12 protein-coding genes and 1 other RNA gene are annotated in these 14,149 nt (G+C 48.2%); 7 read left to right on the top strand and 6 right to left on the bottom strand.

Annotated elements, in window-relative coordinates; translation table 11 throughout:
* The first annotated feature begins 43 nt into the window (after nucleotides 1–43).
* The 3 genes from ACSHX2_RS05115 (at nucleotide 44) to ACSHX2_RS05105 (ending at nucleotide 2,169) form a co-directional block, all read left to right on the top strand.
* Nucleotides 44–460 carry a PH domain-containing protein gene (locus ACSHX2_RS05115; RefSeq protein WP_435691233.1) on the top strand — a complete coding sequence of 139 codons (417 nt, stop codon included), beginning with the start codon at nucleotides 44–46 and terminating at the stop codon, nucleotides 458–460.
* A 475-nt stretch (nucleotides 461–935) separates the two neighbouring features.
* The gene (locus ACSHX2_RS05110; protein WP_435691231.1) at nucleotides 936–1,331 is read left to right on the top strand and encodes a hypothetical protein; all 396 of its coding nucleotides are present in this window, start codon (nucleotides 936–938) and stop codon (nucleotides 1,329–1,331) included.
* Between the two features lie 214 nt (nucleotides 1,332–1,545).
* Nucleotides 1,546–2,169, top strand: coding sequence for a nitroreductase family protein (locus ACSHX2_RS05105; protein ID WP_435691229.1), 624 nt, complete (start codon nucleotides 1,546–1,548; stop codon nucleotides 2,167–2,169).
* Between the two features lie 29 nt (nucleotides 2,170–2,198).
* Here ACSHX2_RS05105 and ffs read toward each other — a convergent pair.
* Both ffs and ACSHX2_RS05095 read right to left on the bottom strand, forming a co-directional pair.
* An RNA gene (ffs, locus tag ACSHX2_RS05100) (signal recognition particle sRNA small type) lies at nucleotides 2,199–2,293 on the bottom strand.
* A 47-nt stretch (nucleotides 2,294–2,340) separates the two neighbouring features.
* The gene (locus ACSHX2_RS05095; RefSeq protein ID WP_435691227.1) at nucleotides 2,341–3,129 is read right to left on the bottom strand and encodes a ParA family protein; all 789 of its coding nucleotides are present in this window, start codon (nucleotides 3,127–3,129) and stop codon (nucleotides 2,341–2,343) included.
* Between the two features lie 86 nt (nucleotides 3,130–3,215).
* On the opposite strand from ACSHX2_RS05095, the gene ACSHX2_RS05090 reads away from it, so the two are divergent.
* On the top strand, nucleotides 3,216–6,233 hold the full coding sequence (locus ACSHX2_RS05090; RefSeq protein WP_435691225.1) for an SNF2-related protein: 3,018 nt from the start codon (nucleotides 3,216–3,218) through the stop codon (nucleotides 6,231–6,233).
* Nucleotides 6,234–7,177: 944 nt separating this feature from the next.
* On the opposite strand, the gene ACSHX2_RS05085 is transcribed toward ACSHX2_RS05090, so the two are convergent.
* From ACSHX2_RS05085 to ACSHX2_RS05075, 3 genes are read right to left on the bottom strand one after another with little or no spacing between them, the layout of a single operon-like run.
* A complete protein-coding gene (locus ACSHX2_RS05085; RefSeq protein WP_435691223.1) occupies nucleotides 7,178–8,404 on the bottom strand; it encodes an NAD(P)/FAD-dependent oxidoreductase in 1,227 nt (408 codons plus the stop codon).
* A gap of 15 nt (nucleotides 8,405–8,419) precedes the next feature.
* A complete protein-coding gene (locus ACSHX2_RS05080; protein WP_435691221.1) occupies nucleotides 8,420–8,812 on the bottom strand; it encodes a DUF3127 domain-containing protein in 393 nt (130 codons plus the stop codon).
* 60 nt (nucleotides 8,813–8,872) lie between these two features.
* Complete coding sequence (locus ACSHX2_RS05075; protein WP_435691219.1) at nucleotides 8,873–9,817, bottom strand: glycosyltransferase; 945 nt, start codon at nucleotides 9,815–9,817, stop codon at nucleotides 8,873–8,875.
* Between the two features lie 81 nt (nucleotides 9,818–9,898).
* Between ACSHX2_RS05075 and ACSHX2_RS05070 the strand changes: the two genes are divergently transcribed.
* The 3 genes from ACSHX2_RS05070 to ACSHX2_RS05060 all read left to right on the top strand — a co-directional run bounded on the left by ACSHX2_RS05070 (nucleotide 9,899) and on the right by ACSHX2_RS05060 (nucleotide 13,826).
* Nucleotides 9,899–10,675: a TerC family protein gene (locus tag ACSHX2_RS05070; protein WP_435691217.1), complete on the top strand. Its 777-nt coding sequence runs from the start codon at nucleotides 9,899–9,901 to the stop codon at nucleotides 10,673–10,675.
* 134 nt (nucleotides 10,676–10,809) lie between these two features.
* Nucleotides 10,810–12,339, top strand: coding sequence for a c-type cytochrome (locus ACSHX2_RS05065; protein WP_435691215.1), 1,530 nt, complete (start codon nucleotides 10,810–10,812; stop codon nucleotides 12,337–12,339).
* Nucleotides 12,330–13,826: a hypothetical protein gene (locus ACSHX2_RS05060; RefSeq protein WP_435691213.1), complete on the top strand. Its 1,497-nt coding sequence runs from the start codon at nucleotides 12,330–12,332 to the stop codon at nucleotides 13,824–13,826. Before ACSHX2_RS05065 ends, ACSHX2_RS05060 begins: the two co-directional genes overlap by 10 nt.
* A 37-nt stretch (nucleotides 13,827–13,863) precedes the next feature.
* Here the strand turns inward: ACSHX2_RS05060 and ACSHX2_RS05055 are convergent, their stop codons facing one another.
* Nucleotides 13,864–14,124 carry a hypothetical protein gene (locus ACSHX2_RS05055; protein ID WP_435691211.1) on the bottom strand — a complete coding sequence of 87 codons (261 nt, stop codon included), beginning with the start codon at nucleotides 14,122–14,124 and terminating at the stop codon, nucleotides 13,864–13,866.
* Nucleotides 14,125–14,149 lie beyond the last annotated feature (25 nt).

Raw genomic sequence — 14,149 nt, 5'->3', positions numbered from 1 at the left:
GCTCTCAGTCAGAGATAGGTGTGCTTTACGATATATGAAAGAAATGAATAGATACAGATCAGCGGTGGATTGGTGGCTTGGAGCAATCCTGATCGCCTGTCCTCTAGTATGTTTTGGACTCGGGTTTTACTTCCTTACATTTTCATTGAGCGCCGGAACTTGGACTATCGTTAGCGCTATAGCGGTTGCAGGAATCATTGCACTATTTTTGCCATGCCACTATACGCTTCACGATGATCATCTACTAGTGAGATCGGGTATCCTAAAAAAGAAAATTGAATATAAGGGAATCAGAGAAGTTGAGCTATCGTCTTGTCCGATCAGTGCACCAGCGATGTCTCTAAAAAGAATCAGGATTGAATCTGATGCGGGATCCGTTTTGATTTCACCAGTGAACCGTGACGAGTTCATCGGTATCCTAAGGGAACGATCTATCCAGACGGATCTGGACAATGCCTAACGGCGAGCCAGTCCTCTGCGTTCTGCTAAATAACCGATAATCTGAAACATCACAAACTAGTTAGACCGTAATGATGTATATGGAAAAAACTCTAGTCATAATAGGGTTTCTCGTCCTAGGTATGCTTACTGAGTTCGCTTCGGGAAAAATGAACCCGGCCAGCTTTCTGAGATTTTTATTCAGAAAGATTATACCCAATATATGTATTCTTACCAGTTTCGGTCTAAGTGTAATTTGGATAGTTGAAGCTATATTTTCTTAATCCATATTCCAAAGTATTTCTAATCGATCTATAACACTTAGTTTGTGTTGCCAGCATGATGAAAGAAACTAGCTCTGCAGAACAAGACGCTGCACCCAATCCCCTCACCGCCGAGACGCGAACCATTTTCAAAATTCACACATTAACCCAAAAACAAAGCGCGCTGAGAGTTCGGTGATTGGTGTGCTTTACGTTAGCTAGAAAATATACACAATGAAACTACTACTATTCGTCATCACTCTAGGTTTATCTATGGCACTTTATGCGGACAATAATCAGCAGTCTCTGAATAAGCAGATAGCTGAAATGGTCGATACTCTAGAAGATGGAAGTCCTCAAAAAATCAAAGAGTTCATTCAAACATATGCTATTCCAGATGAAATGGAGGGCGATTTTCCTATTAACCAAGAACTGATCACATTTTTCATTGAGCAGAAGAGAGACCCGCTACTTAAAGTCCTCCAAAGTCTCCGAAATAAAGATGCTGACCTTATTCAAAAGAACAATGAATACATATACGAAATTAACGGAGATGATTTTGACATAGCAAGAGACAAGCTGATTTTCGTTTACAGTCCATCTAAAGACACATTCCTTCTAAAAAACTGACTTAGCCAACAAGATGCTGCACCCAATGCCTTTACCGCCGAGAGTCGAACCTTTATGAAAATTCAAACATCAACCCAAAACCAAAGCGCGCTGAGAGTTCAGTGATTGGTGTGCTTTACGTTATGCTAAAAAATAAGCCGTCCCGACATTGAACACGAAGGTTCACACGGCTTCATCAAAGAGGATATTCTCAAGCTTGCCGCTGAAATAGGCGTTGAACTTTTCAGCTGAAGCGGGCAGCGTGCGCGGCATGCAGATGGAAGAAATTTCGAAACTTATTGCGAAGCGTCGCAGTATCAAACCAGCGTTGATGGATGCGGATCGTGAAATCTCACTAGATCTTTGGCATAGCTTGTTCGAAGCTGCGAACTGGGCTCCAACCCACGGATTAACAGAGCCGTGGAGATTTACGGTGTACTCTGGTGATTCACGTAGTGAAGTAGCGAAGGCTCTACAGAGTGCCTATAAGGCTGAAACTGCTGAGAGCGAGTTCCGCCCAGAGAAGTTTGAGAAAATGGGTAAGAATCCATTTCTAGCCAACTCGGTCGTCGCCTTAGTGATGAAGCGTGATCCTAAAGGGAAAGTGCCAGAGATTGAGGAAGTGGAAGCAGTAGCTTGCGCTGTTCAGAATTTACACCTAGCGGCGAGTGCTGTGGGACTTGGCGTTTTCTGGTCATCCCCGGCAGTCACCTACGGCGAATCATTTGCTGGATTTTTGAACTTAGAAGAAGGAGATAAATGCCTCGGACTTCTCTACGTAGGCTGGCCAAAAGAGGGAATGGAATGGCCAGTGAGCAAGAGAACTGACGCGATGGCGAAAGTCGTTTTTAAGCCGTAATTACTTTACTACCCAAGAGTAGCGAAAAAAAGTGCCAAGGGACTGCGGCAATCACAGACAAATTACCGTTGCTCCGATTAAGGCCTGGCGGGATTCACTTGCTGAGACTCCACAGCCCTTGACGAGGGAGGGTGTAGTAAGCCCCAGCGATGATTGCAAGAATTTCTTTTCCTAGGCTATTTCTGGGCCTGCGATAGAATGGCGAATGAGGAATTCTTCTGCTGCAGCACGGTAGGCTCTAGCGCCAGTACCATTAGGGTCATGTTCAAAAATGGTCATGCCGTGGGATGGAGCTTCGCCGATGCGAATAGTGCGCGGTATGACACTCTGATAGAGTTGCTCAGCGAAGTAGTTAGAGACCTCCTCGACAACTTGGCGGGACAAGTTTGTGCGGCCGTCGAACATCGTCATGAGAATACCCTCGATAGTGAGGTCCGGTGCGGCGCCAGATTCACGAATTTGTTCAATCACGTGAACGATTTTGGCAAGTCCTTCGAGACCAAACCACTCACACTGGAGCGGGATAATCACTTCATCCGCTGCTGCGAGTGAGGTAGTCATCAGTACGCCGAGTGATGGAGGTGTGTCGAGGATGCAGAAGTCGAAATCCTTATCTAGCTTCTTCTTATGGAGTAGTTTACGAAGGCGGGTGAGGTGGTCATCGCTGCGTGCGAGTTCGATTTCGACACCAGCAAGATCCATACCTGATGGAACGATGGAGAGGTTCTGAATACGTGTTGGAATAATCTTATCCTTCACTCTGGCTTCGCCGATGAGCGGGTAATACATGGAGCCCTCGCTGTCGGGTTCTATTCCGAGGCCTGAGGTTGCATTTGCCTGAGGATCGAGGTCGAGTAAGAGCACGCGCTGCCCGCGTTCTGCAAGTGCAGCAGAAAGTGAAATGGCAGTGGTTGTTTTTCCAACTCCGCCTTTTTGGTTGGCTATAGCGACTACAATCATAGTGATGAATAAATAACTGCGTGGTTTACGTTGCAGTACGTGTGGAGACTTGCATAAAAGGGGGCAGACACGGAAGAGAAAAGAAGATGAAGATCGACGAAAATTGGATCCGCAAGGTAGCGGGCTGGAAAGCGATGAAGGCGGGGAAGGAAATCTATGCCCGTGGAGTCGTCACGAAGGCGCAACAAAACGAAGGTCTCATCAATGGGGAGATCACCGGAGGAGGAAAACCGACACGCATCACTGTGCGTGTGCATTCCGATACGGACATCGACACAGTGTGCCCCAAGCTAGCCTGCAGACGTACTGGAGAGATCTGTGCGCATGCGGTAGCTGTGATGTTAGGAGTGATCCACGGTGCATCTCAGGAAAAGGCTCGCTCTCCAGTTGGCGGTAATTTTTCCGAACAGGCACGAGTGCCGTCAAATATCATAACAGCGAAAGTACTGCTGCCACCTCATTTTCCAAAAGGCTTACCAGAGGGAGGCCTGTCACTTCGGCTTATTGAGCGAGAGGGGGAGGCTCTCGCTGGAGACTTGAAGCTGGCCCAGTGGTTGGAGGTTTTCACCGGTGGGAAAATAGCGCCGATGCTTGGGCTCAAAGGGAAGCAAGCTCTGGAGTTTTTGAAAGTACTCGATGGTCACCCAGCAGTGTTCGCTGAGGAGCAAAAAGTGAACATTGGGATGAGTGGCGTGCGAGTTCCTATGCACATTGCTCTAGATGATGACCGTGTAGAGTTATCTATTTGTAAGTCAGTGCTGGAACATGGAAACCTCTGGTATGCAGAGGGTGATCTGTGGCTCTGGGATACGAATCAAAAAGTGCTGGTGGCGATTGACGTGTCGTCCGTTCTGAATGAGCGACAATGGCTGCGCATAGCGTCTGGGAGTTCGGTGTTTGTGCCCATGAAGTCACTTCTCACAGAGATGGCTGCTTGGCAGAAATTTGCACTCTGGGATGACGATACAGTGCTTGAACAGATCCCAGTCAAAGAAGGTCAGCCGAAATTTGTGCTAGAGCTGGAAGGCTCTATCGAGAAGCTCCGAGCAAAACTCCAGGCAAGTTACGCTAGAGGTGTGAATATAACTCTGGGGCTATTTGGCGCTGAGGAGGTGCATTTTCCTGTGGAAGACCCTGCTAGTGAAGGGCATTGGATCGAACGTAATCGCGATGCCGAGGACAATGCTGCAGGTATTTTGATGCGTTACGGTTTTCAGATCACAGGGGCAAAGGGCGAATGGGAACTCACTGGTGATGACGCGGTGATTGATTTCCTGACAGATGCTATGCCAGAACTAGAAAACCTCTGGGAAATTAAGACCGGTGGTAAGCTTAGCTCTATCAAGGGGAATCTGGTCCGAGTACGGCCTAATATGGAGGTGCAGGGGAGTGGTGAAGACTGGCTAGCATTTGATTACGGTTTCCAAACCGATAGTGGAAAAGATATCCCACGTGAAGCAATTCAGAAAATGTTAGCTTCAGGTCGACGCTCCGCGACGACTAAGAACGGCAAGCAGGTGGTGATGTCTAAGTTCGATGCCGAGATGGTAGAAACCGTGCTGCGCGACACCGATCCACGCCAGGAATCTGGGAAGTTTTATGTGGCAAAGAGCCAGGGCGCTTACCTGAAGCGCATTCGTGACTACTACCAAGGTGTTACCCATGAAGCCGCTGATCAAAAGATTTTAGAGAAGCTTCCCCCAGGGATTTCTAAAGCACTACGAGGTTATCAGGAGGAGGGCATCGCATGGCTCTATGAGCGCTGTGAGAACGAAAATGCTGCACTGTTAGCTGATGACATGGGTCTCGGTAAGACGCTTCAGACTTTATCCGTTCTCAGTCTTCGCCAACATAGAGGGAAGCCGTCGTTGGTTGTTTGCCCTACATCATTGTTAGGAAACTGGGCGGATGAAGCTGCGAAGTGGACACCTGATTTGAAGGTGAAGATAATGCATGGCCCTCAGAGGAAGGAGCACTTTTCTAAGTTAGATGAGTACGATCTATTGATCACCAGTTACGCGCTGGTTGCCCGTGATCTGGAGCAATACCAAAGATGTGAACTCAATCTCCTGGTGTTAGATGAAGCCAGTATTATTCGTAATCCGGATACTCAATCAGCAAAGGCTGTGCGTAAACTCACGGCAGATGCACGTGTGGCGCTTTCAGGTACACCGGTGGAGAATGCTGTGCTGGATTTATGGTCACTCTATGCGTTCCTGCTCCCAGGATATTTGGGGTCACGTGAAGATTTTAAAAGCCGCTATGAGCAAGCGCTGGCTGGCACTCAGCCAGATCCAAACGCATTGCGTAGACTGCGCTTACGGATAGAGCCATTTATGATCCGCAGAACTAAGGCTGAAGTGGCGAAGGATCTACCGCAGAAGCTAGAGCAGATACTCTGGTGCGATCCCTCGAAGCTGCAAAAAGAGGCATATCAAGAAATCCTCCGCCAAGGTGTCACTAAGGTGGACGAGCTGGAAGGTGGGCGTGCGCGGATGCAAATGCTTACTGTGCTGTTGCGTCTACGTCAGGCGAGCTGTGATCTTCGTCTCCTAGGTAGTGATCAGATCAAAGAGCAGGAGCTGGCTATGCTCTCCTCCAAGCTTGAGATGCTGGTGGACTTACTGAAAGAAGCGAAGCGTGGTGGCCATAGAGTTCTAGTATTTAGCCAATTCACCAAGATGCTTGGCATTATCCGTGAAACGCTAGAGAAAGAAGAAATAAGCTTCAGCTATCTTGATGGATCTACAAGAGACCGCGCAGGAGAAGTACGGAAGTTCCAAGAACCGAATGGTCCTGACACCTTTTTGATTTCCCTAAAGGCGGGTGGTTATGGTCTGAATCTTACTGCCGCTGATACGGTGGTCCATTTTGATCCATGGTGGAACCCAGCAGTTGAGGCGCAGGCGACTGATCGAGCTTACCGAATTGGCCAGACTAAGCCAGTGAGCGTCTACAAGTTGATCGCCCGTGGAACGGTAGAAGAGAAAATTCTCAAACTGCAGGATAAGAAGCGCGGACTCATAGGCGCGGCGATTGGGGATGAATCACAACCGATGATGAGCGGCCTCAGCGAAGCCGACATGCGTGATTTGTTAGGATAGTTATACCAAACTGAGTTCCAAAAGATACAAATGTGATTTTACTGAAGATTGGGGAATAGCGCGTTGCGGAAGAAGTGAAGGCTGGGCGCTATCCTGTTGAATCTGCGTTATTCCTCAGTCACGGTGCTCGCACCGCTCCTTCGTCACGCCTTGATTGACCAGGAAATCACTCCAGCATTAGTCTCTCTTGAATCGCAGAGTGGTATTATTCCTGTTTTAGATCGCGTACAGAAAGAGGAATAGGCTGAAAACGAGTAGTGAGGCCGAGACTGTAAGAAGGCCTGTCTGGCTGACTTGTGTGGGGGTGCTTCGTTGAGTTATACGTTCTCCGTAGGTCAAATACAGATATCTCTTCGACTCCAAATCTGAGTGCTGAAGCTTCTCGCCATGGGGGGATGAGTGTTTATTGTTAGTTCGTGGCATAACACATCCCTAGGGTTTATTGTTAAAAGAGATCCTCTCTCGCCACCTTAAAAAACGACACACACGAGTGGGAGAGGGTCTCCTCGTAAAGCAGAACTTTCTGCATCACTGATAAAGATCATTCCTCTATGGGGCCGATTTGTCGATTCCCCTAATTGGGGGGGGCTAGCTTAGCGAGGTGCGGGGGGGATGCTCTACGCTAAGCTAGCTATTTATTATAAGGCTGAAGGGCCTATGAAAATAAAGAGTAATTCAATGCATGGGCTGGTATGAAATAGCTAAATTACTGAAGGTTCTTAAAACCATTGTTATCCGATTTGTTATCGGTGAACTGGGATGAAACTAGAGCCACCTTAGCCTGTATTAGGTAGGTGGTATTTGGATCTAGCCTGGGAGAAATGTTCCTCAGAGCTGAGTAGGGTTGACCTCTTAGTCGAGAGGGTTTCGGGGGGAGAAAAGGGTTTTAAATAAATGTATGATTACAGTGTACCCCTAATTAGGGGTATAGGCTATCATTTTCTTTACTTATAACGAGTTGCGTAGTTTGCAGCTGCCGATCCAGTAGCGAAAGCGGCTTGTAATAGGAAGCCTCCAGTGGGAGCTTCCCAGTCTAACATTTCGCCGACAAGGTGGATGTTAGGGTGCTGATTTAACTCGAATCCTTCCGAAATATTTCCCCACTGAACTCCTCCAGCTGAGGAAATGGCTTCATCGATAGGTCGTGGTTGAGTGAGGGGGATACGACACTGCTTTACACATTGGGCAAGTGTCTCAGTATTATCAAATGGGCCGTGGAGATGCTCTATGATTGCGAGAGCTGCAGGGCTGAGCTTCCAGCGAAGTTTGGCTTCATGGAGGAAATTACGTTTCACGGACTCCATTTTCTTGACCAGTTGTTCTTTGGTAAAAGTGGGTTTGAGGTCGAGCGTGACATGTGGCTCTGCCTGTTTCCTAATAGCTGGACCGAGCCGATAGATCGGTCCGCCTTCGAGTCCATAGCGGGTAATGACGAGTTCACCTTGGCGAGATCGATCACCTGCGTGGACGGTCATGTTTTTTAGTGGTAGGCCTTCGGCTGCGTCTAAGACTGCTGTAGGCCAATCGACTTCCCAACCGCAATTAGCTGAGCTGAGTGGAGTGATAGATAGCCCGATGCGCTCTAACAAGTTCACCCATTTCCTGTCTGAGCCAGTGTTCGGCCATGACGCTCCTCCTAGAGCGAGGATGACAGAATCATGCTGAGCGCTGATTTGGTGGTCATCGTGTAAAAAGTGGAGAGTGTGCGGGGTCCCTTCAGTGATGCCTGTTAGTTGGTGGCGTACTTTAAAGGTAACGCCCAAGCGGCGGAGTTTTTCAATCCACCGGCGCAGCAATGGCGCTGCTTTCATTCCGATGGGGAATACTTTATTGGAACTGGCGACGTAGGTTTCAATTCCTAATTCGGCCGCCCAAGCGCGGAGCGCGTTATTATCAAAATCCTTGAGCGCTTGATAGAAGAAGTCAGGGAGGTTTTCAGATCCTTCGTAATAGTCGAGGAACTGTGGGAAAGTCTCACCATTGGTGAGATTGAGGCCGCTTTTTCCAGCGACTAAAAACTTGCGCCCCACCGAGCGCTTCGCCTCGTAAAGTGTGACTGATGCTCCCGCCTCAGCAGCCACCTCAGCAGCGCGTAGTCCCGCGGGACCACCGCCGATGACTGCAATGGAAGGAGAGTTCAGAGTTGAGTGTTTAAATGTTTTTTGACTCAAACTGTGGTGAGTTCCCTAAAATGGGATGTCGTCACCGTCGTCGAGGTCGGAGCGGAGATCCGCTGCACTTGGCTCTTGTTGGTTGCCAAATGGATTGTCGAATTTCGGCTCGTTTTGTGGCGCAGCTTGCTGACCTGACTGAGCGCCAGCTGCTTGGATTTTCCAGCAGTTGAGGTTCACATAGTAACGGCCATTATACTCGTTACCACGGATGTCGAAGTTGACGCTGACGTCTTGGCCTAGAGCGAAGTTGTCGAGCAAGGTACACTTATCTTTGACTATTTCAAATTTGATATCCTGTGGGTATTTGGCGTCGTTAGTAGTGACGACGAACTCACGCTTTGTGAAGCCAGAGTTGAAGGATTGAGTGTCTTCAATGACTTTGATTTTCCCGCTAATTTCGTACATGGGAAAGTCATTGCGGAATCGCTGCGCATTGTCAAAGCATGATCACCCGAAAACACGGATTTAGCTTTTTAGGAACTGCTGCCAACCGTCGAGTTCCTTGCTCGGGAGGAACTTCTGTTGAAGCGCGAGGGTTTGGGCATGGAGTTTCTTTTGAAAACTAGTGTCAGTGAAGGTGCGACGCAGCAGCGTGGCGAGACTCTGGGCGTTGTCCGTTTCGAAGTAGCCGAGGTAATCGTCTTCGAGGAGACCGATATTACCTTCGATACGGCTGGCGAGGACTGGAGTGCCGAGTACGATCGATTCCGAGACAGCATTGGAGCCGCCTTCGCAGTGTGAGCTGTTCAGCGTGTAGTCAGCTTGGCGCATCCAGCTGAGGTTTTCTGGATAGGGGACATTATCTAGCCATTTGAAACGTGGGTCAGATTGTTGCCAGAGTATCGCTTGTTGTGCCATTTCTGGTTCGAGCGCAGCACCGAGTGTGAAGGCGTGCATGTCGAGATCCGGTAGGAGCTGGATGGCTTTGTTAATGAGGAATGGGTTTTTTACCGGACGCAGGTGAGCTGGGAGTATGATACTATTGCTCGGTGGGGTCGAGACGGTTTGTTCTTCTGGAAGGAGAACGCTGGCTGGAACGAAGCTAGTCTTATGCAGGTATTTGGTGGGGACGGAGTTGAGCGAGGCTTGCTGCGATACCACGAGATGGTCGGCCAGTTCGAGGGCTTCGAAGAACTCTGGGTTCCCCGCGGGGAGTTCTTTGTACAGATCCGTTCCGGTTAGGTAGATGATGAGTTTGCTATCAGGACTGCAGACTTTGAAACGTTTACTTGTTGTCAGAGTTTTTGTGGCATGCAGAGAAATCATGACATCGGCACTGGGAGGCATGTCCGTGTGAATAGCTTCAGCGGTATGGCCTACAGAGGTTAACAGAGTTGCGATCCGTTTTGCTGTGATGGAGTTGCCTTTAGGACTAGTGAGGGGGTAGGAGCTGGAGATGAGGACGTGCACGGTGAGTTGTGTGTTGCAATTCTAAGTAATAAACCTAAATCAATTAGCTAGAATATCGAACTTTTACTTACCTCATTAATTATGGCTGAAATCCTACCGAACATTCTCACTCTTCTCATGCTTATAATGCTTCAGGCCGTTTTAGGTTTTGATAACTTGCTCTACATTTCTATCGAGTCTAAGCGCGTACCTGAGGAGAAGCAAAAAATGGTAAGAACCTGGGGGATTGGTTTAGCGATTGTTCTTCGCATCGTTCTTTTATTCGTGCTGATGTTTCTTATGGAGAAGCTCACCGCGCCATGGTTTAAGGTAGATACTTATGCAGTTTCTGGTTCCTTTGGGTTCAGTGAGATCATTACCCTCTTTGGTGGAGCATTCATCATTTACACAGCGATCAAGGAGGTGTTGCACATGGTGACGCTGGAGGAAGGCCATGGAAGTGACGCTAAGAAGACTTCAGTGGCGAAAGCGATCACCATGATTGTCGTGATGAATGCGGTGTTTTCCTTTGATTCTATTCTCGGGGCAATGGCGATTACGGAAGTCGCCTGGATCATGATCACTGCTATTATATTTAGCGGAATCTTGATGATCTGGATGGCGGACAAGGTTTCGTCCTTCCTCCAGAAAAATAGGATGTATGAAGTTCTTGGGCTCTTCATTCTCTTCATTGTAGGTATTCTACTGATTTCAGAAGGTGGCCATAAGGCACACCTTTCCTTCTTCGGTCACCATGTCGAAGCGATGTCTAAGGCGACATTCTATTTTGTGATCGGAGTACTTGTAGCCGTGGATATTATCCAAGGTCGCTATCAAAAGAAGTTGATGGCGAAGCAAGCTGCTAAAGTTAGGCTGTAAGTTGCTCTATTTGTTGTGAATACAGGCGTTGGTGGTTGGTTTTTGAGCCGTGATGGTTAGGAGGGTGCGCTTTATGTTGCTTCAGTCTGACGATTTTGCGCAATATATCGCAGGATTTCGTGGTAAGTATAACCATGAAATTGGTTTTTAATCGCGCAATAGCAGCGTGCGGAGTTCTGCTGGCGTATCCAGCCTCTGCAGCTGAGAGCGGGCAACAAGTATACCAGCAGTTCTGTATTGCCTGTCATGGTGAAAATGGTGAGGGCGCAGGAAACGGCACTTTTCCTCCACTAGCGCAGAGTGATTGGCTCGTGGGTTCTGCTGAGCGGGCGATTCAAATCTTATTACACGGGCTGGAAGGTCCAGTGGAAGTTGATGGGAAAGTATATAACTTAGCCATGCCTCCACAGGGGGCATTGAATGATGAGCAGATTGCCGCTGTGCTGAGTCATGTTCGGAGTAATTTCGGCAATAAAGAAGCGGGAGTGACGACCAAGCAGGTAGTCAACGCTCGTAAAAAAAGTGAATCCAGAGCCAAGCCGTGGACCGCGGGTGAACTGCTGAAAGCCTATCCTTTTCCGAAACAGGCGAAGGTACTGAAGGATGTGATCATGGAAGTGTACCACGGGAAGTGGGAGGCCTTACCTGATTTTAGTCAACTAGAGCCAGATGCTGTCGAAGAGGAGCATTATGGTTTATTCAGTCTTCGTAATGTTGCTAAAAAACAAGAGTTCGGTGTGGTGTGGCAGGGGGAGATCATGGTGCCTGAGACTGCGGATTACGGTTTTGAAATCCTCGTGGATGATGGAGCGCGCTTAAGTGTGGCTGGTGAGGAGCTTTTAGAATCGGATCTTTCTGAGGCGAAAGGTGAATGGAAAATCGCCAAAATAAATCTCAAGAAAGGGGCAAACCCGATCAAGCTAGAGTATTTTCAGCTGGATGGTGCAGCTAGTGTCCAATTGAAATTTTTTGGGCCGGGAGTTTCGGGTAAGCAGTTGCTGACGGACAAGCCCAAAGGAAGGCGGAAGAAGGTGAAAGCTCCAGTGATTGATTTGACGCCATCAAATGAAGAAGCGGTAATGTACAATAACTTCATCGCTGGAACGACTTCCAGAGCAATAGGAGTGGGATATCCCGGCGGTGTAAACATCGCGTTTAGTACAGAGAATTGTGCTCCAGAGCTTCTCTGGGGTGGGAAGTTTATCAGTGGAGGGCGCCACTGGACAGGGCGCGGGCAAGGCTCCGAAAGCCCACTTTCGAAAGATGTTATCAGCCTCACTAAGCAACTACCATATCGCAGCGGCCTGGCTGCGGATATTGACTGGAAAAAGCAGCCAGAGTTGCAGTATTTGGGGTATACCTTGGACTCCAAGAGATTCCCGACTTTTCAATATCGCGTGGGCGATGAGGTGGTTTTTGAAAAGGTCGTTCCTAGTAAAACAGGCATGAAGCGTCATTTGAAGATCGAATCTCAGGATGAGGGTTATTTTACAGTACTACTTGCGAACTCAGGAGCTCCTGAGGGTAAGAATACACTGTTAGTTGATAAGAAACTAAAAATTGAATCAGCTCAGGCAATTAGCAAAGGGCCGTCGGGATTCTACACCAACCTTCCTCTTAAGAAGGGGACGAACACATTTACTTTAAATTACACATGGCACTAAAGACATTACACACATTGGTTTGCGCGGCAGTTCTCGTCGCTGTGCCGGCTTCTGCACAGGTTAAAAAGAAAGATAAGCTGCCGGAGCAAAACTCTGAGCAAGACAAGTACTATCAGCGTGAGGTGATACCACTTCCAAAAGGTGAGGTGCTAGAGCTTGGTTCCATCGCGTTGATGCCAGACAAGGTGATTGCCGTAGGAACGCGCCGAGGGGAGATCTGGACCTGTAAGGGAGCTTACGATGATGATCTAACAAAGGTACAGTGGCAAAAGGCATTCTCTGGTGCACACGAGCCATTAGGAATGTTTTTCAAGGATGGCTGGCTCCATATTACGGATCGTGATGCCTATGGGCGTCTCCGTGACAACGATGGAGATGGACGTTTCGATGAATACCAAGTGCTGTCAAACAATTGGGGGATCAATGGTGACTATCATGAGTTTTCCTTCGGTTCCACTCCAGACAAGAATGGCGATGTATGGATAGTTCACTGTCTCACTGGTTCATCAAAAGCGAACTCACAGTGGTGCGGATGGGCTCAGAGAGTGACTCCAGAAGGTGGGTCAACGGAAGTGTGTTCAGGGATTCGCTCACCAGGAGGCATAGGCTTTAACGTAGAAGGTGATGCTTTTTATACAGATAACCAAGGGAACTGGAATGGGACATCGTGCATCAAGCACCTCAAGCCAGGGAGCTTTACAGGTAACCCAACTGGGAACATTTTTTACAAAGACGCTCCACACATGGGACCTCGTCCAGAGGATCCAGTTTCAGGTTCACGGATAGTGACTGAGGCTGAGCGTATTCCAGAATATGTTCCGCCGGCGGTTCAAATTCCACATGGTAAAGTAGGCCAGTCACCGACTGCTTTGATTACTGACAAAACTGATGGCAAGTTTGGCCCATTTAAGAATCAATTACTAGTAGGTGAACAGACGCATTCTCAGGTGCAGCGTGCTTATTTAGAACAAGTAAATGGCATTTATCAAGGGGCTGTCTGGAAATTTTTAGACGGCTTTGATTGCGGTATCGTACCCATGCGTTTGGCTGATGATGGTACGCTGTTTGTGGGTGGGACGAACCGAGGTTGGGCATCGATCGGGCCCAAGAACTTCAGCTTGGAGCGCGTGCGCTGGAAGGGTGTGACACCATTTTCCATGTTAACGATGGAAGCTGAGAAAGACGGCTTCACATTCACATTTACCGAGGCTCTGGATGCCGACATCGCCGCTGATGTAGAAAACTACAAAGCTACTGCGTGGACCTATATCTATCAGAAAACCTATGGTAGCCCAGAGGTGGATAAAGTGACGCCGAAGGTTGTTTCTGTAGAAGTAGCGAAGGACAAGAAGAGCGTGCGTGTCGTGCTTGATAAGCTCACGAAAGGGCATGTGCACCATCTTGATTGCTCGGCTTTACGCTCTGAAAAAGGCAATCCACTTTGGCATCCTAACAGCTACTATACGTTGAACGAGATTCCGAAGTAGTAGCTATTTAGCTGTACGGTAGTGAGCTCGGTCCGAGTTAATTCATTTTAGGGTCTGACCGGCGCACGAGCCAGCCTTCGTGTTTTGCTGGCGTGGTTTCTCCATCCGGATGTGATTGCTCGGCTAGCATTTGATTAGCTAGTGAAAATATGTCTAACAGCATGTTCATGTTTTTTTGGTTGTTCTCATAGATGATACTAGAAAGGCCAACCTCCACGAAGCGGCCAGAGTTATAGTCATTCGCAAAAATTTCATTATGAATACCAGGCTGAAGAGGCTGGGTCGTCTTCGTTTTCACTGAAGACTGAAGTGTAAATGTGAGA

Source organism: Rubritalea sp. (genome assembly GCF_051252225.1).
Taxonomy (GTDB): Bacteria; Verrucomicrobiota; Verrucomicrobiia; order Verrucomicrobiales; family Akkermansiaceae; genus Rubritalea.
Note: the sequence above shows the minus strand (reverse complement) of the source record. Positions and strands in the feature narration are given on the sequence as shown.